The organism is Afipia dichlorophenoxyacetatis (genome assembly GCF_055386385.1).
The window spans coordinates 3479896-3504984 of sequence record NZ_AP029250.1 but is presented as its reverse complement, the minus strand read 5'-3'; the positions used below and the strand labels follow the sequence as shown (position 1 = coordinate 3504984).

The 25089-nt window shown below is 59.1% G+C and carries 25 protein-coding genes and 2 tRNA genes; 15 read left to right on the top strand and 12 right to left on the bottom strand.

Going from position 1 to position 25089, the window contains the following annotated elements:
- Window positions 1-4: 4 nt before the first annotated feature.
- Window positions 5-718 carry a haloacid dehalogenase type II gene (locus ACZ5C3_RS16505; RefSeq protein WP_464031342.1) on the top strand — a complete coding sequence of 238 codons (714 nt, stop codon included), beginning with the start codon at window positions 5-7 and terminating at the stop codon, window positions 716-718.
- Window positions 719-778: 60 nt separating this feature from the next.
- Window positions 779-2620: a single-stranded-DNA-specific exonuclease RecJ gene (recJ, locus tag ACZ5C3_RS16500; RefSeq protein ID WP_464044162.1), complete on the top strand. Its 1842-nt coding sequence runs from the start codon at window positions 779-781 to the stop codon at window positions 2618-2620.
- Here recJ and ACZ5C3_RS16495 read toward each other — a convergent pair.
- The 3 genes from ACZ5C3_RS16495 to efp form a co-directional block, all read right to left on the bottom strand.
- Window positions 2617-3855: a lytic murein transglycosylase gene (locus ACZ5C3_RS16495; protein ID WP_464044161.1), complete on the bottom strand. Its 1239-nt coding sequence runs from the start codon at window positions 3853-3855 to the stop codon at window positions 2617-2619. The two genes, recJ and ACZ5C3_RS16495, sit on opposite strands and share 4 nt — an antisense overlap.
- 39 nt (window positions 3856-3894) lie before the next feature.
- Window positions 3895-5559: a M23 family metallopeptidase gene (locus ACZ5C3_RS16490; protein ID WP_464031338.1), complete on the bottom strand. Its 1665-nt coding sequence runs from the start codon at window positions 5557-5559 to the stop codon at window positions 3895-3897.
- 80 nt (window positions 5560-5639) lie between these two features.
- On the bottom strand, window positions 5640-6206 hold the full coding sequence (gene efp, locus ACZ5C3_RS16485; RefSeq protein ID WP_464031337.1) for an elongation factor P: 567 nt from the start codon (window positions 6204-6206) through the stop codon (window positions 5640-5642).
- 138 nt (window positions 6207-6344) lie between these two features.
- Between efp and epmA the strand changes: the two genes are divergently transcribed.
- From epmA to ACZ5C3_RS16470, 3 genes are all read left to right on the top strand, one after another.
- Window positions 6345-7397 (top strand): EF-P lysine aminoacylase EpmA, encoded by a 1053-nt coding sequence (gene epmA, locus ACZ5C3_RS16480; RefSeq protein WP_464031335.1) that lies wholly within the window; start codon window positions 6345-6347, stop codon window positions 7395-7397.
- Window positions 7394-8449, top strand: coding sequence for a lysine-2,3-aminomutase-like protein (locus ACZ5C3_RS16475; RefSeq protein ID WP_464031333.1), 1056 nt, complete (start codon window positions 7394-7396; stop codon window positions 8447-8449). The genes epmA and ACZ5C3_RS16475 overlap by 4 nt, the downstream gene beginning before the upstream one ends.
- A 252-nt stretch (window positions 8450-8701) precedes the next feature.
- Complete coding sequence (locus tag ACZ5C3_RS16470) at window positions 8702-8974, top strand: hypothetical protein (RefSeq protein ID WP_464031330.1); 273 nt, start codon at window positions 8702-8704, stop codon at window positions 8972-8974.
- A 42-nt stretch (window positions 8975-9016) separates the two neighbouring features.
- Here the strand turns inward: ACZ5C3_RS16470 and ACZ5C3_RS16465 are convergent, their stop codons facing one another.
- The 6 genes from ACZ5C3_RS16465 to ACZ5C3_RS16440 all read right to left on the bottom strand — a co-directional run bounded on the left by ACZ5C3_RS16465 (window position 9017) and on the right by ACZ5C3_RS16440 (window position 13653).
- Window positions 9017-9550: an HdeD family acid-resistance protein gene (locus ACZ5C3_RS16465; protein WP_464031328.1), complete on the bottom strand. Its 534-nt coding sequence runs from the start codon at window positions 9548-9550 to the stop codon at window positions 9017-9019.
- Window positions 9551-9998: 448 nt separating this feature from the next.
- Complete coding sequence (locus ACZ5C3_RS16460) at window positions 9999-10775, bottom strand: cyclase family protein (RefSeq protein WP_464031326.1); 777 nt, start codon at window positions 10773-10775, stop codon at window positions 9999-10001.
- Between the two features lie 139 nt (window positions 10776-10914).
- Window positions 10915-11502: a glutathione S-transferase N-terminal domain-containing protein gene (locus ACZ5C3_RS16455; protein WP_464031324.1), complete on the bottom strand. Its 588-nt coding sequence runs from the start codon at window positions 11500-11502 to the stop codon at window positions 10915-10917.
- A 152-nt stretch (window positions 11503-11654) separates the two neighbouring features.
- A tRNA-Glu gene (locus ACZ5C3_RS16450) sits at window positions 11655-11729 on the bottom strand.
- A gap of 220 nt (window positions 11730-11949) precedes the next feature.
- Entirely contained in the window at window positions 11950-12825 is an 876-nt protein-coding gene (locus ACZ5C3_RS16445; protein ID WP_464031322.1) for an SGNH/GDSL hydrolase family protein, read from the bottom strand.
- Window positions 12826-12993: 168 nt separating this feature from the next.
- Window positions 12994-13653 (bottom strand): MarC family protein, encoded by a 660-nt coding sequence (locus ACZ5C3_RS16440; RefSeq protein ID WP_464031320.1) that lies wholly within the window; start codon window positions 13651-13653, stop codon window positions 12994-12996.
- A 159-nt stretch (window positions 13654-13812) separates the two neighbouring features.
- On the opposite strand from ACZ5C3_RS16440, the gene ACZ5C3_RS16435 reads away from it, so the two are divergent.
- Window positions 13813-14133, top strand: coding sequence for a hypothetical protein (locus ACZ5C3_RS16435; RefSeq protein WP_464031318.1), 321 nt, complete (start codon window positions 13813-13815; stop codon window positions 14131-14133).
- Between the two features lie 110 nt (window positions 14134-14243).
- On the opposite strand, the gene ACZ5C3_RS16430 is transcribed toward ACZ5C3_RS16435, so the two are convergent.
- Together ACZ5C3_RS16430 and ACZ5C3_RS16425 are read right to left on the bottom strand one after the other, a co-directional pair.
- Window positions 14244-14693, bottom strand: coding sequence for a VOC family protein (locus tag ACZ5C3_RS16430; RefSeq protein ID WP_464031316.1), 450 nt, complete (start codon window positions 14691-14693; stop codon window positions 14244-14246).
- A gap of 664 nt (window positions 14694-15357) precedes the next feature.
- Complete coding sequence (locus tag ACZ5C3_RS16425) at window positions 15358-15594, bottom strand: hypothetical protein (protein WP_464038356.1); 237 nt, start codon at window positions 15592-15594, stop codon at window positions 15358-15360.
- Between the two features lie 146 nt (window positions 15595-15740).
- On the opposite strand from ACZ5C3_RS16425, the gene ACZ5C3_RS16420 reads away from it, so the two are divergent.
- The 5 genes from ACZ5C3_RS16420 (at window position 15741) to ACZ5C3_RS16400 (ending at window position 18544) form a co-directional block, all read left to right on the top strand.
- On the top strand, window positions 15741-15986 hold the full coding sequence (locus ACZ5C3_RS16420) for a hypothetical protein (RefSeq protein WP_464031314.1): 246 nt from the start codon (window positions 15741-15743) through the stop codon (window positions 15984-15986).
- Window positions 15987-16099: 113 nt separating this feature from the next.
- Window positions 16100-16861, top strand: coding sequence for an SIR2 family NAD-dependent protein deacylase (locus ACZ5C3_RS16415; protein WP_464031313.1), 762 nt, complete (start codon window positions 16100-16102; stop codon window positions 16859-16861).
- Window positions 16862-17046: 185 nt separating this feature from the next.
- Window positions 17047-17691 carry a cold-shock protein gene (locus ACZ5C3_RS16410; protein WP_464044160.1) on the top strand — a complete coding sequence of 215 codons (645 nt, stop codon included), beginning with the start codon at window positions 17047-17049 and terminating at the stop codon, window positions 17689-17691.
- A 245-nt stretch (window positions 17692-17936) separates the two neighbouring features.
- Entirely contained in the window at window positions 17937-18344 is a 408-nt protein-coding gene (locus tag ACZ5C3_RS16405) for a DUF192 domain-containing protein (protein ID WP_464038355.1), read from the top strand.
- A 123-nt stretch (window positions 18345-18467) separates the two neighbouring features.
- A tRNA-Pro gene (locus tag ACZ5C3_RS16400) sits at window positions 18468-18544 on the top strand.
- Window positions 18545-18712: 168 nt separating this feature from the next.
- On the opposite strand, the gene ACZ5C3_RS16395 is transcribed toward ACZ5C3_RS16400, so the two are convergent.
- Window positions 18713-19891, bottom strand: coding sequence for an OpgC domain-containing protein (locus ACZ5C3_RS16395; RefSeq protein WP_464044159.1), 1179 nt, complete (start codon window positions 19889-19891; stop codon window positions 18713-18715).
- A 219-nt stretch (window positions 19892-20110) separates the two neighbouring features.
- On the opposite strand from ACZ5C3_RS16395, the gene ACZ5C3_RS16390 reads away from it, so the two are divergent.
- From ACZ5C3_RS16390 to ACZ5C3_RS16375, 4 genes are all read left to right on the top strand, one after another.
- Window positions 20111-20416, top strand: a complete 306-nt coding sequence (locus tag ACZ5C3_RS16390) for an ETC complex I subunit (RefSeq protein ID WP_464031311.1) — start codon at window positions 20111-20113, stop codon at window positions 20414-20416.
- Between the two features lie 239 nt (window positions 20417-20655).
- A complete protein-coding gene (locus ACZ5C3_RS16385) occupies window positions 20656-22260 on the top strand; it encodes a carboxyl transferase domain-containing protein (RefSeq protein ID WP_464044158.1) in 1605 nt (534 codons plus the stop codon).
- Window positions 22261-22274: 14 nt separating this feature from the next.
- Window positions 22275-23054: an enoyl-CoA hydratase/isomerase family protein gene (locus tag ACZ5C3_RS16380; RefSeq protein WP_464031307.1), complete on the top strand. Its 780-nt coding sequence runs from the start codon at window positions 22275-22277 to the stop codon at window positions 23052-23054.
- 7 nt (window positions 23055-23061) lie between these two features.
- Window positions 23062-25086, top strand: a complete 2025-nt coding sequence (locus tag ACZ5C3_RS16375; RefSeq protein ID WP_464031305.1) for an acetyl/propionyl/methylcrotonyl-CoA carboxylase subunit alpha — start codon at window positions 23062-23064, stop codon at window positions 25084-25086.
- The last annotated feature ends 3 nt before the right edge of the window (window positions 25087-25089 follow it).

Below are 25089 nucleotides of genomic sequence, written 5' to 3'. Positions count from 1 at the left end.
GCCAATGCCCGCTGATGTGAAAGCGCTGTTGTTCGATGTCTTCGGCACAGTCGTCGATTGGCGTACAAGCTTGATCGACAATTTCACCAAGTGGGGCAAGGCGAAGGGAATTGACGGCGACTGGATCGGATTGGTCGATGCCTGGCGTGGCGCCTACATGCCTTCGATGGATGACGTCCGGAAGCATCCCGACCGCGGCTTTGTGATCCTCGATGATCTGCAGCGGATGTCCGTCGAGCCACTGGCGGCTAAACTCGGCATCACCGGTCTGACATCGGCCGACTTCGATTATCTGACCCGCGGCTGGCACGCCCTTGAGCCATGGCCGGACAGCGTCAGCGGCCTGACGCGGCTGAAGACAAATTTCATCATTAGCCCGCTGTCGAATGGCAATGTCGCGCTGCTCACCAACATGGCCAAGCACGCCGGATTGCCTTGGGATTTAGTCCTGAGCGCGGAAATCTTCAAACACTACAAGCCGGATCCGGAGACGTACCTCGGTGCGGCGAAGATCCTGAGCCTGAAGCCGGAGCAGGTGATGCTGGTGGCTGCGCACAACAACGATCTGGCGGCGGCGCAGGCGGTTGGTCTCAAGACAGCCTTCGTGCCCCGGCCGACCGAGTACGGACCTTTGCAGAACCGCGACTTTGGCCCCGAGGCCGAATGGGATTTCGTTGTGAAGGATTTGAACGATCTGGCCGATAAGCTCGGCTGCTGACGGTTCGATTCCGCGAATCATTGAACGTTTGCGCATCTTTCCTATTTTGCAGAAAGCATCATGACGCTCCCTGCATCCGCAATTCCTGTTGAAGCCCCGCCGGCCTTTCTCGGCGTGACGAAATCCGTAACCGGACGCCTATGGCGTGACCGGCTCGATCCGCGCGGTGCCGCGCGGGCGCTGGCCATCGTACAGCGCTATCAGGTGCCGGAGATGCTTGCGCGCGTCATTGCGGGCCGCGGCATCGATATCGATGCGGTTGAGGATTTTCTTGATCCGACCATCCGCAAGTTGATGCCGGATCCTTACACCGTCACGCAGATGGAAGCCGCGGCGATCCGGATCGCGGATGCTGCAACGCGGGGCGAGAAGGTTGCGATCTTCGGTGACTATGATGTGGATGGCGCGACATCAGCAGCACTGCTGGCATGGCATCTGCGCCATTGCGGGCTTGATCCGCTGATTCATATTCCAGACCGCATTTTTGAGGGCTACGGCCCCAATGTGGAGGCCATCCGCAATCTCGCGGCCAAGGGTACGAAACTGCTTGTGACGGTCGACTGCGGCACGACGAGCATCGAGCCGCTGGCGGAAGCGAAGCGCCTCGGGATGACTGTCGTCGTGATCGACCATCATCAATGCGGGGACGATCTTCCCGTGGTCGATGCACTGGTGAATCCGAACCGTCCGGACGATCTGTCCGGTCTCGGACACCTGGCCGCGGTAGGGCTCGTGTTCGTAACACTGGTTGCGGTGAACCGCGAATTGCGCGCGCGCCGCTTCTGGACCGGCGAACGTCCTGAGCCGAACCTGCTTGATGCGCTCCATCACGTTGCACTCGGCACGGTCGCGGACGTTGCTATTCTGACAGGTCTCAATCGGGCCTTCGTGGCCAAGGGATTGATTGCGCTTCGCCGCCGTGACCACGTCGGGCACACCGCACTGATGGATGTGGCCCGTCTCAGCGGGCCACCGGAAGCCTGGCATCTGGGGTTCATGCTTGGTCCTCGCATCAATGCCGGTGGTCGTATCGGGCAGGCCGATCTCGGCGTGCGTCTGCTGCTCGAAGGCGATATCTCGGAGGCGGCACGGATCGCGGCCGAACTCGATCGGCTGAATACTGAGCGGCGCGTCATTGAACAGATGGCGGAAGCGCAGGCTGAAGCCGAAGCACTCGCCTCGCTGGGGCTGGACGACAAGGGCGCTGTGATCGTGACAGCATCCGAGGGATGGCATCCGGGTGTGGTCGGCCTTGTGGCTTCGCGTCTCAAGGAGAAGTTTTCGCGGCCAGCCTTCGCAATTGCCATTGAGCCCGGCGGGCTTGGGACAGGATCGGGGCGCTCAATCTCAGGAGTCGACCTCGGGAAAGCCGTCCGCGAAGCTGTGCAGGAAGGCATCCTCTTGAAGGGGGGCGGCCACGCCATGGCCGCTGGCATCACCTTGAGGAAAGAGCGTCTCGCAGAATTTCGTGCTTTCATTGAGACGAAGCTGGCGGACGCGGTGGCTGAGGCTCGCCATGTCAATGAGCTGTTTATCGATGGTGCGGTCAGCGCGCGCGCGGTGACGACGGACTTTGTTGGAACGCTGAATCGGGCGGGACCTTTCGGCAGCGGCAATCCTGAGCCGATCATCGCGTTGCCGTCGCATCAGCTCGCTTTCGTCGACGAGGTCGGGCAGGCCCATTTGCGCGTGCGCCTGAAGTCAGGTGATGGCGCGATGGTGAACGGCATTGCGTTTCGCGCGGTGGGCCAGAAACTCGGCAACGCTTTGATTGAGAATCGTGGACAGCCGCTGCATGTGGCCGGATCGCTCGCGGTTGATCGGTGGCAGGGCGCGGAGCGCGTGCAGTTGCGCGTGACAGATGTGGCAGTACCGGATCCAGGACCCGCGATGATCCGCTAGCCGCCTTGTCGCAGGCGCGCGAGAACCTTCAAGCCGGCGTAGCCGTCCGCAGGTGAGAGACCCGCTTTGCTTTGGAAATCCCGCACCGCCTGCATCGTATCGTTGCCGACGCGGCCGTCGGTCCCACCGGTATCGAAGCCGGCCTTGGTCAGTCGCGTCTGGACTTCCTGCACTTCAGCGAGCGTGAGAGCCCGCTCGGAGCCGGGGAAGGGCTGGATGAACGGGCCGCCGCCAAGAATGCGATCGCCGAGGTGCACGATGGCGAGCGCATAGTTCATCGACGGATTGTAGCTCTTCACCGCGTAGAAATTCGGTCCCAGCAGGAATGACGGGCCGCCTTGCACGGGGATCCACATCTGCGCCTTGTCATTCGGTCGCGGAAACGGCTTGCCGTCGGCGCGTGTGACACCTGCGGCCGCCCAGTGCGCGTAGCTTTGCGAGCCGCCTCTCGCGGATGTCGCGCCGCGCACCTCATAGCCCCAGTGTTCGCCGCTGCGATATTTACCGCGATTGACCAGAAAGCGTGCGGTCGAGCCCAGTGCATCGTCGGGTTTGCCGAATGGCGACACGCGGCCATCGTGGTCGTAATCGAAACCGACGTTGAGCCAGACTTCCGGCATCCACTGGGTATGGCCCATGGCACCGGCCCATGACCCGCGCATTTCGTCAGGCGTGCTCCAGCCTTTATCGACGATGCGGAGCGCGTTGATGAGCTCGGTTTCCCAATAGGCGCGCCGACGCGGCTCATTCCAGGCGAGCGCGGCGAGGGAGGGAAACACCGGGCGCATGTGGTTCTGCTGCACCAGCGGATCGCCATAGGCGGTCTCAACGCCCCAAAGCGCCAGCAGCGTGCCGCGTTCGACGCCGAAATCTTTCTCGATGCGTGCGAAGAGTGAGCCGTACTTTTGCAGCGCCGCCTTGCCTGCGGTGATCCGCCAATCGGAAACACGGCGGTTGATGTACTGCCAGAGTTCTTCGTTGAATTCCGGCTGCTTGCGCATCTTCGCAAACACGCTCATGTCCGGTTCGATGCGGCTCATGACGCGGATGTAGGTGCCTTCGGAAACGCCGCGGGCCAGTGCTTTGGCGCGAAAGGCTTCTCGCCATTGGTAAAAGCCGTGTGGAGCGGCAAGCGCACCAAGCGGTGTTGCGATGATCGCGCTAGCGCCGAGTGCCGAGCGTAGCAACGCGCGGCGCGTCGGGGATTCTGCGTTGGGAGAATCTTTGAAGACCATACCGCCAGTCTAGCGTTTCCGCCCCGGTCGGAGCAAAGGTCATTCCGCCGCGGGAACCGCCTCCGGCTCGCTGGGGGCTCGCGTGGAGGGCTTTTCATCCGGGAGCGTTGCGTGGGCTGTCACCGGTGCTGCCGGTGGTGGCGGGATATATTCCCGTCCACGGCCGCCAATCAGCCGCTCATAGGCCGAGATTAGCGTGGTGTAGGGATTGACCCAGATCCACCCATCACGGGTGAACACCTGCACATCAAAATGAAGATGAGATGTTGTACCGCCGACGCGGTCTTGAAAGTTCGAGATGAGGCCGATCTTTTCGCCTTCGCTGACGCGCCGTCCGTGCAGCACACCGTCTTCATCCATGCGCGCCGGGTTCATGTGAACGTAACGGAAGCGGATATGTTCGTTGTCGTCGTTGACCAGCAGGTAGACGGCCTGCTCGCCCGGAGCGCGGATCAGGACGCCATCGCGAACTGCAACAAGCGGGAAGATGTCGGGCATGCAGCGATCCGCGCCATCGTTGCGCAACAGGCAGGACGAGGGCCGGATGTCCTGTCCCTGATGTCCCATGCCATTGGCACATTGGCCGACTTCGAAGTCGCGCGTTTCGCAGAAATTATCCTGCCAAGGATAGCTGTAATTCTCTTTGGCCGACTCGTCGAATATCAGCGGCTTGTCGTTACGTTTACAGTGGTACTGGTCTCCCTTTCTGGCGGACCACGCCACACGTCCGGTCTGGTAGCAATCACCCCAATTCATGAATGACTGAGAGTTCGCGAAGGCTGGTGCTTTCTCCAGCGGGAAACGGATCTGCGAATAGACAGTAAAATCAGCCCGGCCGCTTTGCCCGCGATAACCGCTGTTGGCGATGATCTCGCCCGGCGGGTGATAGGTGAAGTCGGGAGAGAACTCGATTGGGCGCTCGGCCACGTCAGACGGAATATCGAAACGCGGGCGGCGCGGGCTTCCTCCCACGACACGCAGAGCTTTCAGAAAGCGTTCCGCAACCGCTGAAGCTTCCCGGCATGACAAGCGCCGGCTGCGGGCACCGCCATCGTGGCATCCAATCGACACGACGTAAGGGACGCCAAAACGCGTGAACGCGTAGCGGAGGTAGCCTTCTCGAACGAGCCTGCGGAGATCCGGAAATTGCGAGGCGAGCGATTTAACCGGTTCGCCTTTTCCCAAAAGAGGATCGTTGATGTCGTAAGTCAGCAGCGAGCCGGTAATCTGAACTTCGACCGGCTTGACGAAAATGCGCGGCGGCATGTCGTCGCCGACGCCTTGATCCAGTGCAAACACCGCGTCGTAGCCGGCGGGTCCAACGTCGAACATCCGCACGGGACGAAAGCCCGCCTGATAGCGCGACAGGAAGAGATTGGGCGCGCCGTTGTCTCTGTCGGTCAGATATTGCGCGCTGTCGAACGGCAACAGCACCGGAACTGAGCTGAGGCCAACACCAGGAAAGAGCGGTGAGGTGATGGCATTGAGCTGCGCTATTGCGGTAAAGCGCTGTGGCCGGAACAGGCGTGCCTGTCGCGCAGCCGCGAAGCTGAAATGGTCTGCAGCCCGTGATTCTACGCCGATTTCATTCTGAAGCTGACGAGCGGCCGCCTGCCAGTCTGGACGGGCGAAGGACATCGCGGGAGTTCTGAACTCATCTGCCTTCGCCGTGCAGAGAACTGAGAGCAGGAACATAAAGGCCATGAAAAAAAGACAGCACCGACGAATCGTCGATGCTGTCTTTTGTTGTTTCATTTCAGCCGCCAGCGTCACGGTAGCGCGGGTTAGTCCTTGGCGCGTTCGACGTAGGATCCGTCTTCGGTCATGACGACGATGCGGGTGCCGACGCCAATGTGCGGAGGGACCATCGAGCGCACGCCGTTCGACAGCATCGCAGGCTTGTACGAGGAGGAGGCGGTCTGTCCCTTGGTGACAGGCTCCGTTTCGACAACTTCAAGGGTCGTGCGCTGCGGCAGGATGATCGCGACCGCTGTGTTCTCATAGATCGACAGCTTGACGGTCATGTTTTCCTGCAGGTAAGGCGCCTGCGAGCCGACGACATCCTTGGAGACCAGGAGCTGGTCGTAGTTTTCGTTGTTCATGAAATGGAAACCATCGCCATCTTCATAGAGATAGTTGAAATCACGGTCCTCAACGAACGCCCGTTCCACCTGGTCGGTGGTCTTGTAACGTTCGGAGATCTTTACGCCATCGCTGATCCGGCGCATTTCAATCTGGCTGACCGGAGTTCCCTTGCCGGGATGGATGTTCTCCGAGGACAGGACAACATATAGCTTTCCATCCTGCTCAATGATGTTGCCCTTGCGAATCGAACTAGCGATGACTTTCACGGATACGTTTCCTAACGTTCAGAATGGGACCCGGTGCTGGTCCGGGATATCGGGGCCCGCCACGGCGGTTTCGGGCCGCAACATAGCGATTTGCAACGCAGAAGCCAGCTTTTTGCGGCAAAAACGGGCCATTCACCCATGAATGAGGGGCAAATGCCGTCACCGTGGTGGTTACCAGACCGCCATGTGGACCGAAAGCCGTTTTTACAGGCGCGCGGGGCCGTAACCCGGGCTGTCCGGGCGTGGTTTGAAGGGCAGGGATTCGTCGAGGTCGAGACGGGGATTCTGCAGACATCCCCCGGCAACGAGACCCACCTGCATGCGCCGTGGACCGATCTGACCTCTGCCTCGGGTGAGAGGGCGCGGCGATATCTCCGCACGTCGCCAGAGTTCGCCTGCAAAAAGCTATTGGCCGCCGGTGAGACAAAGATTGTGGAGTTCGCCCGCGTGTTTCGGGATCGAGAACGCGGACCGCTTCATCTAACCGAATTCACGATGCTCGAATGGTACCGCGCCAAGGACACCTACGATGCGGTGATCGCGGATTGCATTACGATCGTCGCGCATGCCGCGCGGTCAACCGGGATCGAGATGTTTTCATTCCGAGGCCGGACGGCCGACCCGTTTCTTGAACCGGAGATGTTGACGGTCGCTGACGCGTTCACACGCTTTGCATCGATCGATCTGCTGGGGACGATTCCGAACGGACAACCGGATCGTGATCTGTTGGCCGCCGCCGCGAAGGACCGCGTGCGCGTCTCTCCCGACGATACGTGGTCCGATATCTTCAGCAAGGTTCTGGTTGAGCATGTCGAGCCGAATTTAGGGCAGGGCCGTTTGACAGTTCTCTATGAATATCCCGCACCGGAAGCGGCGCTCGCACGCACTAAGCCGTCTGACCGGCGCGTGGCCGAGCGTTTCGAACTCTATGCCTGTGGCGTGGAGCTTGCGAATGGCTTCGGTGAGTTGACCGATGCCGTGGAGCAGCGCGCGCGCTTCAACGAAGCCATGGACGAGAAGGAGCGCCGCTACGACGAACGCTATCCGCTCGATGAAGACTTTCTTGCGGCTGTCGCGCATATGCCGCCGGCATCCGGGGTCGCTCTCGGCTTCGATCGTCTCGTGATGCTGACAAGCGGAGCCACGCGTGTCGATCAGGTGGTGTGGACACCGCAGCAGGACAACGCATGACCATGCGAGCCTCCAACACCCTTCGCTCTCCGGCTGAGCTTATCGCACATGGTCTGGCACCAGCCGAGACGTTGCCCGAACTGGAAAAAGTCGCCGCGCGTTACGCGGTGGCGATTACACCGGATGTCGCGGCTTTGATCGACCCAAACGATCCGCACGATCCGATCGCACGCCAATATGTGCCTTCCGCCGATGAACTCGTGATCCAGGGCCAGGAGAACGCCGACCCGATCGGGGATCATGCCCATTCGCCGGTGAGCGGCATCGTGCACCGTTATCCCGATCGTGTGCTGTTCAAGGTGGTGCATGTTTGTGCGGTCTATTGCCGGTTTTGCTTTCGCCGCGAAATGGTAGGGCCGGGCAAGGAGAGCGCGCTTTCAAATGAAGCCTATGCGAGTGCGCTGAATTATATCCGCACACATCCGGAGATCTGGGAGGTCATCCTGACGGGGGGCGACCCGCTGATGCTGTCGGCGCGGCGCCTCAACGAGATCATGACGGATCTGGCGGCGATTGATCACGTGAAGATCATTCGCCTTCACACACGCGTGCCGGTCGCGGATCCTGACAGGATCACGGACGATCTTGTTGCGTCACTAAAGACCGATAAAGCCACCACGTGGGTCGCGCTCCACGCCAACCATCCGCGCGAACTGACGGCTGCGGCGAGGGCTGCCTGCGCGCGTATGATTGGCGCCGGCATTCCGATGGTCAGTCAGTCCGTGCTGTTACGGGGCGTGAACGACGATGCTGCAACGCTCGAAGCTTTGATGCGCGGCTTTGTGGAATGCCGGATCAAGCCCTATTACCTGCATCATGGCGATCTCGCGCCAGGCACCGCCCACCTTCGGACAACGTTGGAGGAGGGGCAGGCGCTGATGCGTGCGTTGCGTGGCCGTGTGTCAGGTCTGTGTCAGCCAGATTACGTCCTCGATATTCCGGGTGGCTATGGCAAGGCGCCCATTGGGCCGCAATATCTCTCGGGCGAGCACGATAGCTACAGGGTCACGGACTACTGCGGCGATGTGCATCTTTATCCACCGTCATCTTAGGTCGCGATGATGACCAATCCCGAGCCGCCGGAGGACGAAGGCAACCGTGCTTTGGAAAACGCAGTCATGTTCGGCTTTTTTATCGCCCTCGCGGCTGCTGGTATCTGGCTGCTCAGCTCGATGGCGGATTTGCGAAAGATACAGGATTGTGCAGCGCAGGGCAGACGCAACTGCGGAACGATAGAAAGTTCGGCTGGTTCTCGGTAGAGTGTGAGACGTCAGTCAAGGAATCGCATTCTCTGGAGATGTGACATGCGAAAATCCATTCCAATTATGATCGCTTTCTCGGTCTTCGGCGCCTCAGTTGCTCTCGCCCAGAACACCACTCCCGGCATGACCACGGGGGCGGGAAGTTCGTCCAGTTCATCGTCGTCGTCTAAAGCAGGGAGGATCCCTGAAGCTCCCGTTGGCCATCGCCAGCCAAAGGCCAGCGACGTACCGGCCGGTACGGAAAGCGGCTACACGGAATCCGCTCAGGACAAAGAGCTCGATCGCAAGATCAAGAGCATCTGCCGGGGTTGCTAGAGATCGGCGCGAGATCTCACTCGCGCCAACCACTCATGGACCTCAACTATTTCGCGCGGCGAGCGCCATCCCGATCAGGGATGTGCCGCCGAAGACGAGGTTGATCCCGACCAGCAGTCCGATCGCCCAAGCCGCTGATCCTGGCAGGCCAGTGACGATCGCGGCAGCAACCAACATATCCAGGATGCCTGCCGCCAGAAGCCAGCCCCACCTTCCGGACAATTTGTTCTTGTGGTCGAGCGCATACATGATCGTCGCGACGCCTTCCGCAAGGAAGTATGCGCCAAGAACGATGGTCAACGTCAGTGTCCCTGCGATGGGCTTAACCACAAGGATAAGCCCGGCGGCGATCGCCAGCACGGCTGACACCAGAGCCCACCAGAAGCCGGGCATCTCGCGCGCCGAGAATGTTAGATACAATCCGAGCGCGCCGCTGATCAGAAACATCCATCCAAGGAAGATGGCGACTGCGATACTCGCAAGCTGTGGAATGGCAATCGCTGCAAGACCAAGGATCACAAGGACGATCCCCTCGATCAGGAAGCCCTTCCAGTGGGTCTTCACGGCGTCCTGCATCTGCGACTGAAGACGGGCGATAATCCTGAGGCATGGTCATCGACGTTCTCCATCTGGCCGTGGTCCGATTCTAACATTCGCATCCCGTTTCAGCGGGCCTCTCCTGCGAATGTTAGAATCAAAGGACCACTAGCAGATATAAGTTTCTAGTGTCCCGTCTCCGAATAACCGACCTATTTGCGGCGCGCTCGCACGGTTATTCGGAGACGAAAGGACACTAGCAAAATCAAAGTGCTAGTGTGGCTTCTGTCTCGCAATTGCCGAAAAGAGACGAGCTGCAAGTGACGTCGGCAATTGCGAGACGCCACACTAGTGGAGTTTTGGATTTGACATTCGCTTGACGAGCCCGCGACCGGGTGGGTAACGAATGTCAAATCCTCTCCACTAGCGGCATCGGTAATGAAGCTTAATCTGACAACGCTTGAAGCGTAAGACCGCGCCTCATCGATTACTCATTCAGGATCGCCACGGCCCGCGTCCAGCCGGCGGATGCCCGTTCGATTTTGACCGGGAAGCAGGACACCGTGAATCCGGTCGAGGGCAGCTGCTCGAGGTTGTGCAATTTTTCGAGGTGGCAGTAGCCGATATGGCGGCCTGCCTTATGACCCTCCCAGATCAGGCTGGCGTCTCCGGTCTCGGCATACTTCTTTGCGGTGTGAATGAAGGGGGCGTCCCAGCTCCAGCCGTCAGTCCCGGTCAACCGCACGCCGCGTTCGAGCAGATACATGGTCGCCTCGTAGCCGATGCCGCAGCCGGACGCGACGTAGTCTGGCCGGCCATACTTCGCGCCGGCGCTGGTGTTGACGACGACGATCTCCAGCGGCTTCAGAGTGTGTCCAATGCGCTTCAATTCGCCTTCAACGTCCGCTGCGGTGACGACATAGCCATCGGGCAGGTGACGGAAATCGAGTTTGACGCCGGGCTGGAAGCACCATTCCAGAGGCACTTCGTCGATGGTCCAGGCGCGCTCGCCGTGATTCATCGTGGGATGGAAATGGTAAGGGGCATCGAGGTGGGTGCCGTTATGGGTCGAGAGATTGACCTTTTCGACAGCCCAGCCCTGGCCATCGGGAAGGTCCTCTTTCTTCAGGCCTTTAAAGAATCCCAAGATAGGCACCAATCCCTGTTGATGGTCGATGTACTCGATGGCCGGATGGTTGCCTGGGGGATCAGCCGGCACATCGTTTTGCAGAGGGACGGAAATATCGATCAGCCGGCGGGCCATGGCAGTCTCCTGTATTGCGCGGGCGAGGCAGCACGCGTCGCAAGACTGTGCCTTAGTCAGTAAATAAGGCTCAAGCAGGAAGGGGGGTAAAGGATGCCGCTCCCTCATACTCCTCCCGCGGTTTGCCGAGCGTTCAGTCTCAGCCAAGCCCTTCATTTGCAAGCGCCCTGGCGACAGAGGGAATCGTCTTCATCCGCGCGAAATAGTCGCTGAGCCGCTTCGGTACTTCGATTTTATTGTTGCTGGCCCACATCAGCATTACGAAAAGGTATGGATCCGCGATCGTCATTCGATCGCCCACTAAGAAGGGCTTGTTGCCGAGCTGATCGGCAATCGTGGTGAAATGCTTGACCAGCAGCTGTCGTGCCTTGTCCTTTTCCGCCTGGGTCGCGTCATGGTGGAAGAATGGCCTGAAGTTGGTGTGGAATTCGGTGGTCATGAAAGAAGTGGCTTCAAGCGCGCGCCAACGGCCGAGACCGTCTTCGGGGAGCAGCGCACCTGCTTGGTGGGCGATGTAGACAAGAATGGCGAGGTTTTCGGTCAGGACATTCCCGTCGTCGAGTTCCAGCGCGGGCAGGTAACCCTTTGGGTTGATCGTCGTGAAGTCGCGCCCATCTTCGGTCCGTTTGTCGCGATGGATTCGAACGAGCTTGTAGGGAAGGCCCGTCTCGATCAGTGCGATGTGGTCAGCCAGGCTACAACCACCGGGCGCGTAATAGAGGATCATGAGACGCTCCGTACTTGTTGGTCGATAAAAATATCGACTAACGAGATAGGAGACACGGCCGGTGATCAATCGTCACGCCGGTGGTCTCAAGGGGAAGTGAGAGGGATTGATTGGTCTACAGCTTCGGCGAGCGAAATCTTCCACGCGCTTTGTGGCGCTCCCTAGCGGAATCGAACCGCTCTCTCCACCGTGAAAGGGTGGCGTCCTAACCGATAGACGAAGGGAGCGAAAAGCTACAGTCGGCCCGCGCAAAATGCGCAAAACCTCTGCCTTTTCACCTGGATCGGTAAAATAGCATACCAAAATCAATAGCTTGGATCGATTTTGGAACTTCGTTAGCCCGAGTCAGCGGGTCAACGCGGGGCAACGTATAATGACCTTTCGCGGCAGCGGCAAGCGCTCTGACGCGCCAATGAGCGTGAACTGTGGGTTGCGCTTAAACGCCCGTTACTGCTGGGCTTTGACGCCCGCCACGGTACGGGATCGGGCTATGGCGGTGCCGATATTATCAGCCAACAGGCGAGCGAGGCAGGAATAGCCCCAGTCGTTCATGTGCAGGCCATCAGCGATGATGAATTTGTCGAACGGGATGGCCTGATCCTCGTGCCAATGCCGCATGGCCACGTAACGCCTGAACACCGGCACGTGGGTCTGCTTGGCAACAAGGCCGATCATTCCAACCATATCGTTGACAGCAGGCTTCGCGTTGACGCTGGGGGCGAACTGCGGATCGATCAGCAAGACGTCAGCGCCGGTTGCCTTGATGCGGGCGATGCCCGACTGCAGGGTGTCGCTGGTTGCGGGAATGCTGCCGTCGCGAAGCACGGTGTTGGTGCCGAGCTGCCAGATCACCAGATCGGGCTTCGGCGCGAGAACATCATCCAGCCGCGCCATCATGTCCGCAGCATCCTCGCCATTGATGCCGCGGTTGACGACAGTGATCGGCGAGTCCGGATATTTCAAGCGAAGCTCCCGTTCGAGCCTGCTTGGATAAGAAAACGCTGGTGAGCTCGCACCGGCGCCACCGGTGGACGACGATCCCACGGCAACGATCGTCACGGGCTCGTGGTCGTTGAGTCGCTTCGCGGTGCGGGTGATCGGCGCGTCAAACTGTGTCAACGCCTTGGTCAGTAGACAGGGTTGGCTCTTAAAAATCGCATTGAGATCATCGGTTGACGGCTTGTCTGCACTCGCCAGCACAACAGGCTGCTGCGCGTGTGCCGCGACGGTCAATGCTGCGGATGTCATGCCACCCAGCACGAGCGCCACCAAAGGCGCTGTCAGTGCCGAACCAATCCTCGAACCCAACTTCAAGCCGTGCATGAAAGGCGGACCTTGGCATGTGCGGTCCGTCAGGGTCCGCGTACCTTAAAGAGCTAGCGAATATCGCCTTCCGGTTCAATGCACCAATGGTGTGATGTGGAACTCGTCCTTAATCAGATGTTCCAAACATTTGATTTTGTACCGAAAATAGCGGGATTTCGGTAAGGATCATGCCAGTCGCGCGAACAGTGCACTGCACCCATTCCAGATGATCTGGATGCCGATGCAGAAGAGAATAAACGCCGACAGCCGCATAAGGACGTCGGTCCCTCGGGCGCCAAGTACTGAGACAACCCGATCGGCGAAGCGATAGCAGACGAAAATCGTCAGAGCGATTGCAGCAAGACCGGCGACAGCCGCACCACCTAAAATTGCCAATTGGGTGAGATCGGCCGCAGCACCGGCAGGCCGCTGACTGCCGAGGGTGACGGCAACCGAGATCGAACCAGGGCCGACCGTGAGCGGCATGGTGAGCGGATAGAATGCATCGATCTGCGGGCTCGATTGCGAATTGCGCTTTTCGCGCTCCTCCGCAGTGCCTTCCACAGTGTGCAGCAATTGCCATCCGAATGCCGCCACCACGAGCCCGCCGGCGATCCGCACCACGGGCAGCGTGATGCCAAAAAACTCCAGAACATGCGAGCCGATGAACAGTGAGCCAAGCAGGAGGAAGAAGCTGTATTGCGCCACGCCATAGGCGAGCGTGGCCCGGTCTGCCTCGCTTCGTTCGCGCGTCATGCGCAAGAACAGTGGCGCGCTGCCCACCGGATTCACGATCGGAAAGAGCGCTGCATAGACCAGTAGAAATGCGTTAAAGACGTTGTTCACGGCGGCTTGTCCTGCATCCGATCACACTTCCAACAGAGATCGCGGATATTTGCAATCGTTTGATGGGAGAGGAGGGCATCGCTCCTCGCGAAGCCGCTCGTCGTGACGTTCGGTCGTTGATAGTGTACGACGCCATTCGATCAGGCCGTGATGCGGGATATGTTCAGCAAGATTTTCATTCTCGTCGCTATATCATTTTTGACCTTCGTCTCAGGTCTCCATGCCGAGCCGGTCCCTGTGATCTGCACGATCTTGCCCGGAGAGCTTTCAGCGAGTGTTCTCGTGACCAACACGCTGAACTATAAAGCCTCGTGCATGGTAACCTGCAAGTTCTCGACGCCCGTCTATGACGACAATCCGCTCATCACCTGTGCGAAGCCCGTGCCCGCAGGCAAACAGGTCGAGATGTGCGTTCTCAAGGCCGCAGGCAACAAACTCGTGAAGCTTCTCGAAGCCACGGCGGATTGCAGGAGGCCATAGGCTTCAAACGGCTTGCTCTCGATATCGAAAACTAAAAAGCCCCGCATCTGCGGGGCTTTTTGTCTGCTGGTTTCGCCAAGCCTATTACAAGGCGATGTAAGCGAAACTGATCACCAATGGCCGGTGTTCGGCATCGAAGACCACGGCTCCTGCGGAGGCAGCGCGTCGCCTTTCTGCAGAAGCTCGATGGAGTGCAGGTCGGGCGAACGAATGAACGCCATCTGGCCATCGCGGGGCGGGCGATTGATGGTGATGCCAAGCTTCATCAGGCGGTCGCACGTCGCGTAGATGTCGTCGACCTCGTAGGCGAGGTGACCGAAGTAGCGATCCTCGCCATAAGTCTCTTCATCCCAGTTGTAGGTCAGTTCGACAAGCGGCGCACCGCGTCCCTTGACTTGCTTCAGCAGCGCTTCGTCTTCTGACGCGCAAAGAAACAGCAGAGTAAAGCGTCCTTTTTCGCTTTCGGTTCGGCGCACTTCCTTCAAACCGAGCGCATCGCTGTAAAATTTCAGGGCAACGTCGAGGTTGCGAACGCGCAACATGGTGTGGAGATAACGCATGTTTCTTATCCCTTGAGAACGTTTGCGGGGGCCGGGCGGCTCCCAGAATGGCGAGGCCATCAATAGCAGCAAAATGCGACAAGGGGCAGGGTTCTGTGGGCGAATGCTTTCGACCCATTTCCGATGGATGAAGTGCCGCGCCAGGGCCAGGGGGCTGGGACCGGCGCTCGCCAATGTTGAAAGTCCAGTGTCGCCATTGGGGCGCCGTCAGCAGTCACTAAAGCAAGAGAGAATTCTCTCATGCACTGAATGCTGGTGTGACATTGCTTGCATTCTGTTTGTCGATAGCTGCGGCGCTCAGAAAATGCCGGTCTAAGCAGAGAGATATTTCGCTAAAAGTGTCGTCATCGTCGCGCGCATAGAAGCGATGAATTTTCGTGCACTATAAATTCTTGTTTGCCTAGGAACTGCCATGCTGCGTTGCGATTGTAATCTCCGACGTTCAGTGGAAGTTGGAGACAACCAGTGGAAGAAGTCGTCAATCGTGTGATGGATACCTTCGGGATGATACGCAGCTTGAATTACGAGGGGCTTGAACAATCCAGAGCGAGTTTGACGACCTACATTGAGATGTTGTCTTCCGCGGGCGAAACAGACGCCCATCGCCTTGCGATATGTGGCTTGGCGTATCTTCGACAATTACACGACGGCCGCGATCCGAGATTTACCGGCTGCTGACGCTTTCTTTGGCGCGCGGCGCAGGGATAGACTCCGGCGGGGCATCGGCTTCGCAAGGCTTGATCGTGTAATCCTGATCAAGAACGCGTTTCGACTGTTCTTTAACGTCATCAGAATGCACGTCGATCACCAATCCGGCTTCGTCGGCGTGTTTCCAAACCTCATGTTCGGTCGGGAAGGCTTTGCTGATTTTTTCGTCGTTCGAGAATAGCGCGTAAGGCATGCCTGACAACGTGATCGGTCCCGGACGGTTCCAGTGCGACGTTTCAGTTCATCTGGAATTGTCCGGATGACAGTGGATAAGAGAATCCGCCGCCTAGCGGGTCCAAAATGTTCTTGGTACGTCCATTGCACTCAATGGAGAAGACCATGCAAAAAGTAGATCTGGACTCGATGTCGATTGAAGACTTGGCGCAGCTGCGTGACCAGGCCACTGAAAAGCTCGCCGAGAAGGTCGCCACTCGTCAGCGCGAGCTTGTCGCTGAGATGGAAAGGCTTTCTGCATTCGGTAAGATGGCGAAGGCACCGGCTCCGAAGAAAGAGGCGAAGGACCTCAAGGATGTGAAAGAAGCCTTGAAGCCCCAACCTCAGCCTCAGGCCATCAAGGCCGCGTAATCGCATTCGAGCGCTTGCCCATCATCGTGTGGCATCGTTTATTAGGGGGCTTTGAGCCCCCTTTTTGTTAGGTGGCTTATGCTCAAGCGCGATCGGAAGTGGAAGGTCCGCCAATGATTGCATCCGATCTTCGCAATGGAATTGAAATGCTTGGCGATCTGATCGCTGAAGCAAAGACGATCGTGCCGTTTACCGGGGCCGGCATTTCAACTGAGTGCGGCATTCCTGATTTTCGGTCTCCGGGTGGGCTGTGGACCCGCAACCGTCCCATACCGTTTGATGAGTTTCTTGCGAGCCAGGACGCCCGTGACGAGTCCTGGCGCCGCCGTTTTGCGATGGAGCCAAGTTTCGCGGCCGCGAAGCCGGGGCGCGGCCATCGCGCCTTGGCATCGCTTTACAAGGCGGGAAAGATCCCCGCGATCGTAACGCAGAACATCGACAACTTGCATCAGACTTCAGGATTTGCACCTGATCATGTGATCGAACTGCATGGCAATACCACCTATGCACGCTGCATCGGTTGTCAGCAGCGATATGAGATTGCATGGGTGAAGGCGGGCTTCGATGAGGCAGGCGAGGCGCCCTCATGTACGGCATGTGGGGATCACGTGAAAACCGCCACGATCTCGTTCGGTCAAGCGATGCCGGAAGACGAGATGCAGCGCGCAGCGGAACTTGCGCAGCATTGCGATCTTTTCCTGGCTATTGGATCGTCGCTTGTCGTCTGGCCGGCGGCCGGCTTTCCGATGCTCGCGCGCAACAGTGGCGCGAAACTTGTGATCATCAACAATGAACAGACGGAACAAGATGAGATTGCTGATCTTGTGATCCGATACGACATCGGCGAAACGCTCGCGCCATTTGTGGGAAATTGATTCGCACCCGCGCAAGCTGTTCATAGCTAGCTTTGAGTCTGTTTTTTGTCTTTCCGGCTCGTCCCGGAGTGTTATCGTTGCGTTAAGAGATTCGCGTGCGTCATCTTGAAGCCTCACGATGAGCAACGCGGATCGCAAGTCATCACTTGAAGTGATTGACCGCAGATTGGTTGGGGTCCGGGGTCATGGGGTCGGACGGATTTGAGTCCAAGAGGATAGCAGGTTCAAGCGGATTCGCTTCGAACGATAGATCCGCACCAATAGAGCGGAATTTAGGCACAGATACTTTTGCCGCGGCGGATGCTGCCGCGGTCAATCTCGTCGAGATTTCAGGCGTCATTAAATGGTTCGACGCCTCGAAGGGGTATGGGTTCATCGTTCCGGACAATGGTTGGCCGGATGTGTTGCTGCACGTGACGGTGCTTCGGCGCGATGGCTACCAGACCGCCTATGAGGGCGCCCGCATCGTGTGCGAGTGCACTCAACGGCAGAAGGGCTATCAGGCCTTCCGTATCGTCTCGATGGATGAGTCGACTGCGATCCATCCTGCCCAGATGCTGCCGGCACGGACCCATGTGACCGTCACTGCGACGAGCGGTCTCGAGCGCGCTCAGGTCAAGTGGTTCAACCGGCTGCGTGGCTTCGGCTTCCTGACCTGCGGGGAAGGCACACCCGATATCTTCGTGCACATGGAAACCCTGCGCCGCTACGGGATGACCGAGCTGCGTCCTGGTCAGTATGTGCTTGTTCGGTTCGGACCAGGCTCCAAGGGTATGATGGCTGCTGAGATCCAGCCTGAGAATGGTGCGCCGGGCCTGTCGTCGCACTAAATGGCCCTAGCACTTCTGCTCTGACGCAGGTCGATCTGCGTCAGAGGTGACCAAATTCCCGTGATCTCAACCTCCGGTGCGGCCCGGTATCTGGTCTTTGCCATGATCGGCGCGCTATAGGATGCCGAACTCGAGCATCCGGACGGTTGAGCATGGCACTGCGTTTAAATTTCCTCACATCGATGGCTTCGTATGGCGTCGTTCGCCAGTGCACGGGTGCGCTCCTCGCGTGCTTTGTGGCTGTGATGGTTGCCACCGGCGCTCGCGCGGCCGAGTTTCAGCCGCTCGAAATCGTGACCAAGTCCGGGGTTCAGGTCTTTACCGTTGAGATCGCGAAGACCGAGCAGGAGCGGGCGACGGGACTGATGTATCGCAAGGAGCTGCCCGAAGGCCGCGGCATGCTGTTCGATTTTTCCCCCGAGCAGCAGGTATCGATGTGGATGAAGAACACCATCATTCCGCTCGATATGATCTTCGTTCGAGCTGATGGGCGCATCCTGCGGATCGCCGAGAATACCGAACCCCATTCCGAGAAAATCATTCCCTCGGGCGGCTTGGTGAAGGGCGTGATCGAAGTAGCTGGCGGAACCGCCAAGAAGCTCGGGATTGCGCCGGGCGACCGCGTCGGCCATCCGCTGTTCGGCACTAAGTAAAAGGAGCTATTGGCGGTAGATCTTGTTGTTAACGTCGCCATGGCATGAGAGTGGATTACACGCTCTTAGACGCCTCATTCGCCTTGCTGCGGCGGCGCGAAGCGTGTATCGACTGGGTCCTTACGGGGTATAGCGTAGCCTGGTAGCGCGGCAGTTTTGGGTACTGCAGGTCGGAGGTTCGAATCCTCCTGCCCCGACCAAATTTCCAATAAATATCAACGATATAGAGGGCGTCGCTCATCCCATGCTTTGGGTGGGCGTTGGCGCGCTATGGATCCCATTTGGGATAGCGCTCCTTAGCGGAATCGAACCTTGTTCGGCGCTGCCGAGTTCTTCATCCGCGTCCAAATATTCCTCGCCAACGGCTCCTATGACCCTGCAGCCGGGGATGGCTGAGCGGCCTGTCCCTTTGGTGGCATAGGCTTGGCTGTTGGCTTGTCCTGCTTCTTCGACCAGTTCCCGTAATAGGCGACCGCTGTCAGGATGGCGATGCCACCAAGGCTGACACCGAGTTGGGCCCAGAAGGAACCCCAGCTCAGCAGCAGAATGAAGTGGGCTACGAATGACAGGAAAATGCCGACGCAGAAGACCTGGAGCGATTGCTGGCCGCATTTGATCAGCGGATCAAAGATCTTCCACTCCAGTCCCTTCCAGTCCTTGTGCACGAATCGCGTGACAAAGAACGCGATGATGACGAAGTGGAGCACGCGATAGGGCGCAAGGAACGTCTTGTCGTTGGGATTGAAGGCATCATACAGCCACTTCGGGAACATTTCGCCGAATGCTTCAAAGCGGCCTGCCATCGTCATCACGAGGGCGAACAAAAGATAAAGAGTGCCCGCTATTAGCAGCCATTTCGACTTGATGACCGACTGCGATTCCCGTGCGCCGCCGAGCGCAAACCAGGCGCCGAAGACGAACAACAATTGCCATGTATACGGGTTAAAGTACCAGCTTCCCGTTGGGTACGCGGAGAAATTCCATCCGAATTGGCGCGCGGCAAAGTAGAGGGCCAGCGAGCCCAGCATGGTGAGATCGGGCTTGCGTAGCATCATCCAGAGCACCGGCGGGAAAAAGCCCATCAGGATGATGTAGAGCGGAAGCACGTCCAGATTGACGGGTTTGAAGCGGAGAATGAGGCCCTGTGTCAGGGTTTGGATGGGATTGTCGACCAGACCGGCGACATTGAATTCGTTGATAATGTCGGGGTCGTTATAGCGCAGGGCGACCCAGCCGATCGCCGCGATATAGATGACGAAGAGAAGAACGTGAGCGACATAGAGCTGCCAGACGCGCTTCCACAGCCGCGTCGAGCCCACGACGAATCCGCGATCGAGCATCAGACGCGCATAGACGAACGATGCTGTGTATCCCGAAATAAAGACGAAGAGATCGGCGGCGTCGCTAAACCCATAGTTTCGCGGGGTCGCCCAATTGATGACGTTGTTCGGAATGTGGTCGAGGAATATCCACCAGTTCGCGATACCGCGAAAGAAATCGAGCCGGAGATCGCGGCCTTTTTCGGGAAGGGTTGCCTGAATGTCCATGGGTGGAAGCCGTCTCGCCAATTCGGTCGACCCCGCCGCAATCTCCAATCCGGCCCGGCTGGGCTGCGATTGTCACAGCGTTTCGAACAGATTATACCAGATTCTGAAGCTGGTAAGTCTGGTTCGAGGCTGCGCGCAGGATCTTGATAGCGGCTTGAATCGGATCAACTTTATCTATTTACCTACATCAGAACTCTCGGCTCAGGGACTGGTAACTCTATGACAGCGCGAATCTTCAAGCCGGCCAAGAATGCCATGCAGTCCGGTGCCGCGAAGACCAAGGCTTGGCAGCTCGATTATGAGCCCGAGCAGCCCCGTGTCATCGAGCCGCTGATGGGCTGGACCAGTTCGGGCGATATGAAGCAGCAGGTGACCCTCCGCTTCCACACCAAGGAAGAAGCGATCGCTTATTGCGAGAGGGAAGGCATCGCGTACCAGGTGTTGGAGGCCAAGGAGATGGGTCTCCGCGTGAAGGCCTATGCGGACAATTTCGCCTTCCGCCGGCCTGAGCCTTGGACACACTAACTCGCACGCACTGACTCGGGACCTCCGGTCCGAGCCTGCCGGGAAGCCACTGGTTCTTTGTGTCGTCAGCCGTTGTACGCGGACGCTTTATGCCTCCGCATGGCAGCTGCGCGCGTAATTATAGTTCAATAAAAAGTTGATGTTGCACTTGGTGGCCTTGCAATGACACCTTGTGGCTTGGCCGTTCCGACACGCGGGTGCGGCAAACAACAAACTAAAAAAGCAAGCGGCGGGAGGCCATGGCTCTTCGTTCCGGCATCGATCCGAAGTCATCTGATTTTACTCGAAATGCTGATGCCATGCGGGCATTGGTTGCGGACTTACGCAGCAAGCTGTCCCAGGTGGCAGGAGGTGGCGGAGAGGCGGCGAGGGCCAAGCACACAGCCCGCGGCAAAATGCTGGCGCGTGAACGTGTTGACCTGCTGATCGATCCTGGCACCGCGTTTCTCGAGCTGTCGCCGCTCGCGGCCTATGGCCTCTACGGCGGCGACGTGCACTCTGCGAGCATCGTCACCGGTATCGGCCGGGTGTCAGGCCGCGAGTGCGTCATCGTCGCCAACGATGCCACGATCACCGGCGGCACGTATTATCCGATGACGGTGAAGAAGCATCTGCGCGCACAGGACGTGGCGCGGCAGAACAATCTGCCATGTATCTACATGGTGGACTCCGGTGGCGCCTTTCTGCCGCAGCAGGACGATATTTTCCCGGACGAAAAACACTTCGGCCGCATCTTCTACAACCAGGCGCAGATGTCGGCGCAGGGCATCCCGCAGATCGCGATCGTCATGGGCTCGTGCACGGCTGGTGGCGCCTATGTGCCTGCAATGTCCGATGAGAGCATCATCGTGCGTAATCAGGGCACGATCTTCCTGGGCGGTCCGCCGCTGGTGAAGGCGGCAACGGGCGAGGTTGTCAGCGCGGAAGAACTCGGCGGCGCCGATGTGCACAGCCGCCAATCCGGCGTCACCGATCACTATGCCCAAAACGATAGCCACGCCATCGGCATTGCCCGGCGCATTGTCGGCAATCTCAATCCCGCACAGTCATCGGCGACTGGGCTAAGGAAGCCACGCGAACCGTTGTTTGATCGCGAGGATATCTACGGTGTCGTGCCCGCCGATGCCCGCAAGCCGTTCGATATTCGCGAGATCATCGCGCGCATCGTTGATGGCTCCGAGTTCGAGGAGTTCAAGAAGCTCTACGGTCAGACCCTGGTCTGCGGCTTCGCGCACATCTGGGGTTATCCGGTCGGGATCATCGCCAACAACGGCATCTTATTCAGCGAAAGCTCGCTGAAGGGCGCACACTTCATCGAGCTGTGCTGCCAGCGGAATATCCCGCTGCTGTTCCTGCAGAACATCACCGGCTTCATGGTCGGCAAGAAGTATGAGGCCGGCGGCATCGCCCGCGACGGCGCGAAGCTCGTGACGGCGGTCGCGACTGCATCGGTGCCCAAGTTTACGGTGGTGATCGGCGGCTCCTATGGCGCCGGCAATTACGGCATGTGCGGCCGCGCCTATAGCCCGCGCTTTTTGTGGATGTGGCCGAATGCGCGCATTTCCGTGATGGGCGGCGAGCAGGCCGCCATGGTGCTCAGTCAGCTGCGTCGCGACAATATCGAGGCCAAGGGCGGCTCATGGTCGGTGCAGGAAGAGGAGCACTTCCGTGCACCTATTCGCGAGCAATACGAGACCCAGGGGCATCCGTACTACGCCACGGCGCGGTTGTGGGACGATGGTGTGATTGATCCTGCCGACACGCGCCTGGTGCTGGGTCTTGGATTGTCCGCCGCGGCCAATGCGCCGTCCGAGCCGACGAAGTTCGGCGTGTTCAGAATGTAATGCAGGCCGCAACGATGACCAATCTTGTCCGTATCGAGCGCGATCAAGGTGTGGCACGCGTCACCCTCAATCGTCCGGAACTCAACAACGCTCTCAATGAAGAGCTGATCGAAGCGCTGCGCCTGACCTTCGAGACGATCGCAACGGATGCATCGATCGCAACTGTTGTTCTGTCCGGTGAAGGGAAGAGCTTGTGCGCCGGGGCTGACATCAACTGGATGCGGAAGGCAGCGTCCTACAGCCGCGAGGAAAACATTGCCGACGCCATGCCGTTGGTGCGCATGCTCGCAGCGCTGGACCGAATGCCGCAAACGACCATCGGCCGGGTTCAAGGGCCGATCTACGGCGGCGGCGTCGGGGTAGTCGCAGCCTGCGATATCGCGATCGGATCTTCGGAAGCTACGTTCTGCCTGTCCGAGGTGAGGCTCGGGATCGTGCCCGGTATGATCAGTCCCTACGTGCTGCGCGCGATCGGCGAACGCACAGCGCGACGTTATTTCCAGACCGCCGAGGTCTTCGATGCTCAGGAGGCCAAGCGGATCGGCTTGCTGCACGAGGTTGTCGCGCCGGACGAATTGGACGAGCGGATCGCCAAGCTGCTGAAGCAGTTGAAATCTGCCGCACCAGGGGCACGGGCGATTGCCAAAAAGCTTGCAGGCGATATCGCCGGCCGGCCGATTGACGAAGCGTTGATGTCTGAAACCGCGGCGTTGATCGCTGACGTTCGCGCCCGTCCCGAAGCACGCGAGGGACTCTCAGCGTTCCTTGAAAAGCGCAAAGCATCCTGGAATTGAGACGGTCATGGAGACACGCTTGAACAAGGATCTCAAGACAGGAGCTGTGCCGTCTTATCGGCGGTTTGGGACGCTGCTGATCGCCAATCGTGGTGAAATCGCGTGCCGCGTTATCAGGACCGCGCGCGCCATGGGGTTGCGTACGGTCGCGGTGTACTCGGAGGCGGACGCTGACGCGGTCCACGTCGCCTTGGCTGACGATGCCGTGCTGCTTGGACCGGCGCGGGCGCGCGATAGCTACCTCAACATCGATCGCATTATCGAGGCCGCCGAGAAGACCGGCGCTGAAGCCATCCACCCCGGTTATGGATTCCTGTCGGAAAATGCCGAATTCGCCCGCCGCTGCGCGCAGGCGGGATTGGTCTTCGTTGGCCCCACCGCCGAGATGATGGAGGCGATGGGCTCGAAGTCCGGCTCGAAAGCGCTGATGGAGAAAGCCGGTGTCCCGCTGGTGCCGGGCTATCACGGTGAAGCGCAGGACGAGGCAACACTGGCAACAGCTGCCGGTAAGATCGGCTTTCCTGTTCTGGTCAAAGCATCAGCCGGCGGCGGCGGGCGCGGTATGCGGGCGGTCCGCGAAGCGGGCGAGCTTGCCGGCGCCATCGTGAGCGCCAAGCGCGAGGCGCTCGCGGCATTTGGCGATGATCGCATGCTGATCGAGAAATTCGTCGAGAACCCGCGCCACATCGAGGTGCAGATCATCGGCGACAGTCACGGCAATATCCTGTCGTTGTTCGAGCGCGAATGCACACTGCAGCGACGGCACCAGAAGGTGATAGAGGAGGCGCCGTCACCGACACTCGACGCCGCGCAGCGCGACGCTGTCTGTGCGGCTGCTCGCAAGGCTGCCGGTGCCGTGAACTATGTCGGGGCAGGGACTATCGAATTCGTCTCGAATGGGCGCGATGTATTTTTCATCGAGATGAACACGCGTCTTCAGGTCGAGCATCCGGTGACCGAGCTGATCACTGGGATCGATCTCGTCGAGTGGCAACTGCGTGTGGCCTTCGGTGAGAAGCTGCCGCTGGCGCAGGATCAAATCAGGCTGAACGGCCACGCGATCGAGGCGCGGGTTTACGCCGAGAACCCCAACAAGAACTTCATGCCCTCGGTCGGCCGCATCAGGACATGGCGGACCCCCGCCGAGGTCGATGGCCTGCGCATTGATGCGGGTTACGATGAAGGCAAAGCCGTCTCGCCCAATTACGACGCCATGTTGGCCAAGGTGATCGCATGGGCACCGACGCGGGATCTCGCGATCTCGCGCCTTGCCCGTGGACTGAATGAGACCGATGTCCGAGGCGTAACCACCAACATCCCGTTCTTGTCTGCGCTGGTGACTCATGCGGATGTTCGTGCCAATGCCATCGATACAGGTTTCATCGAGCGCCATCTGGCGGAATTGACGCCCGAGCAGGCGGAACTGTCGGACCTCGAACTGGGCGCGGCGGTTGCCACTGTCCTGCAGAGCGAAGCCAACGCCGTAGAACTCCATTCGCCGTGGCAGGCGGGCGGATGGACGGCGGTCGGCCTGCGTCGCCGGCGCTTCGTGTTCCGTCAGGATCACGAACGCGAGGTGACGCTGCGTTACGGCACCGGGACTTCTACACTGTCCGTCGATGGACGCGACATCGCGTTCGGTTGGTCGGCTTCCGGAAGAGGCGGTGTCGATCTGTCTCTTGACGGTATCAAGCATCACGTGACGGGGTTGCTCGATCAACGCGAGGTCTATGTCCGGACACGGAACGGCCGCTTCGAAGTGCACTGGGTCGATCCGTTCGGCATGGAGGATGATGAGCAGGCGGGAGCGGATCGCGTTGTCGCACCATTGCCGGGGACAGTTGTCGCGTTGCTGGTCGACGAAGGCGCCCACGTCGAGAAGGGCGCGGCGATCCTCACCCTTGAAGTCATGAAGATGGAGCAGACGCTTCGCGCGCCCTTCGCCGGCACGGTCAAGCAATTGAAATGCAAGGTCGGTGACATCGTCCAGGAAGGCGTCGAGCTTGCTGAGATCGAACCTGCGAAGGACTAGTTG

Coding starts and splice junctions, on each gene's coding strand:
- ACZ5C3_RS16455 (WP_464031324.1), bottom strand. CDS start 11,502: ATGATCCTCTATTACGCGCCCGGTGGTTGTAGCCTGGCTGACCACATC.
- ACZ5C3_RS16430 (WP_464031316.1), bottom strand. CDS start 14,693: ATGCGTTATCTCCACACCATGTTGCGCGTTCGCAACCTCGACGTTGCC.
- ACZ5C3_RS16385 (WP_464044158.1), top strand. CDS start 20,656: ATGGCTCTTCGTTCCGGCATCGATCCGAAGTCATCTGATTTTACTCGA.
- ACZ5C3_RS16460 (WP_464031326.1), bottom strand. CDS start 10,775: ATGGCCCGCCGGCTGATCGATATTTCCGTCCCTCTGCAAAACGATGTG.
- ACZ5C3_RS16435 (WP_464031318.1), top strand. CDS start 13,813: ATGTTCAGCAAGATTTTCATTCTCGTCGCTATATCATTTTTGACCTTC.
- ACZ5C3_RS16395 (WP_464044159.1), bottom strand. CDS start 19,891: ATGGACATTCAGGCAACCCTTCCCGAAAAAGGCCGCGATCTCCGGCTC.
- ACZ5C3_RS16390 (WP_464031311.1), top strand. CDS start 20,111: ATGACAGCGCGAATCTTCAAGCCGGCCAAGAATGCCATGCAGTCCGGT.
- ACZ5C3_RS16465 (WP_464031328.1), bottom strand. CDS start 9,550: ATGCAGGACGCCGTGAAGACCCACTGGAAGGGCTTCCTGATCGAGGGG.
- ACZ5C3_RS16415 (WP_464031313.1), top strand. CDS start 16,100: ATGATTGCATCCGATCTTCGCAATGGAATTGAAATGCTTGGCGATCTG.
- epmA (WP_464031335.1), top strand. CDS start 6,345: ATGAATGAGGGGCAAATGCCGTCACCGTGGTGGTTACCAGACCGCCAT.
- ACZ5C3_RS16505 (WP_464031342.1), top strand. CDS start 5: ATGCCCGCTGATGTGAAAGCGCTGTTGTTCGATGTCTTCGGCACAGTC.
- ACZ5C3_RS16410 (WP_464044160.1), top strand. CDS start 17,047: ATGGGGTCGGACGGATTTGAGTCCAAGAGGATAGCAGGTTCAAGCGGA.
- ACZ5C3_RS16375 (WP_464031305.1), top strand. CDS start 23,062: ATGGAGACACGCTTGAACAAGGATCTCAAGACAGGAGCTGTGCCGTCT.
- ACZ5C3_RS16420 (WP_464031314.1), top strand. CDS start 15,741: ATGCAAAAAGTAGATCTGGACTCGATGTCGATTGAAGACTTGGCGCAG.
- ACZ5C3_RS16425 (WP_464038356.1), bottom strand. CDS start 15,594: ATGCCTTACGCGCTATTCTCGAACGACGAAAAAATCAGCAAAGCCTTC.
- ACZ5C3_RS16490 (WP_464031338.1), bottom strand. CDS start 5,559: ATGGCCTTTATGTTCCTGCTCTCAGTTCTCTGCACGGCGAAGGCAGAT.
- ACZ5C3_RS16380 (WP_464031307.1), top strand. CDS start 22,275: ATGACCAATCTTGTCCGTATCGAGCGCGATCAAGGTGTGGCACGCGTC.
- ACZ5C3_RS16475 (WP_464031333.1), top strand. CDS start 7,394: ATGACCATGCGAGCCTCCAACACCCTTCGCTCTCCGGCTGAGCTTATC.
- ACZ5C3_RS16495 (WP_464044161.1), bottom strand. CDS start 3,855: ATGGTCTTCAAAGATTCTCCCAACGCAGAATCCCCGACGCGCCGCGCG.
- recJ (WP_464044162.1), top strand. CDS start 779: ATGACGCTCCCTGCATCCGCAATTCCTGTTGAAGCCCCGCCGGCCTTT.
- ACZ5C3_RS16445 (WP_464031322.1), bottom strand. CDS start 12,825: ATGCACGGCTTGAAGTTGGGTTCGAGGATTGGTTCGGCACTGACAGCG.
- ACZ5C3_RS16470 (WP_464031330.1), top strand. CDS start 8,702: ATGCGAAAATCCATTCCAATTATGATCGCTTTCTCGGTCTTCGGCGCC.
- ACZ5C3_RS16405 (WP_464038355.1), top strand. CDS start 17,937: ATGGTTGCCACCGGCGCTCGCGCGGCCGAGTTTCAGCCGCTCGAAATC.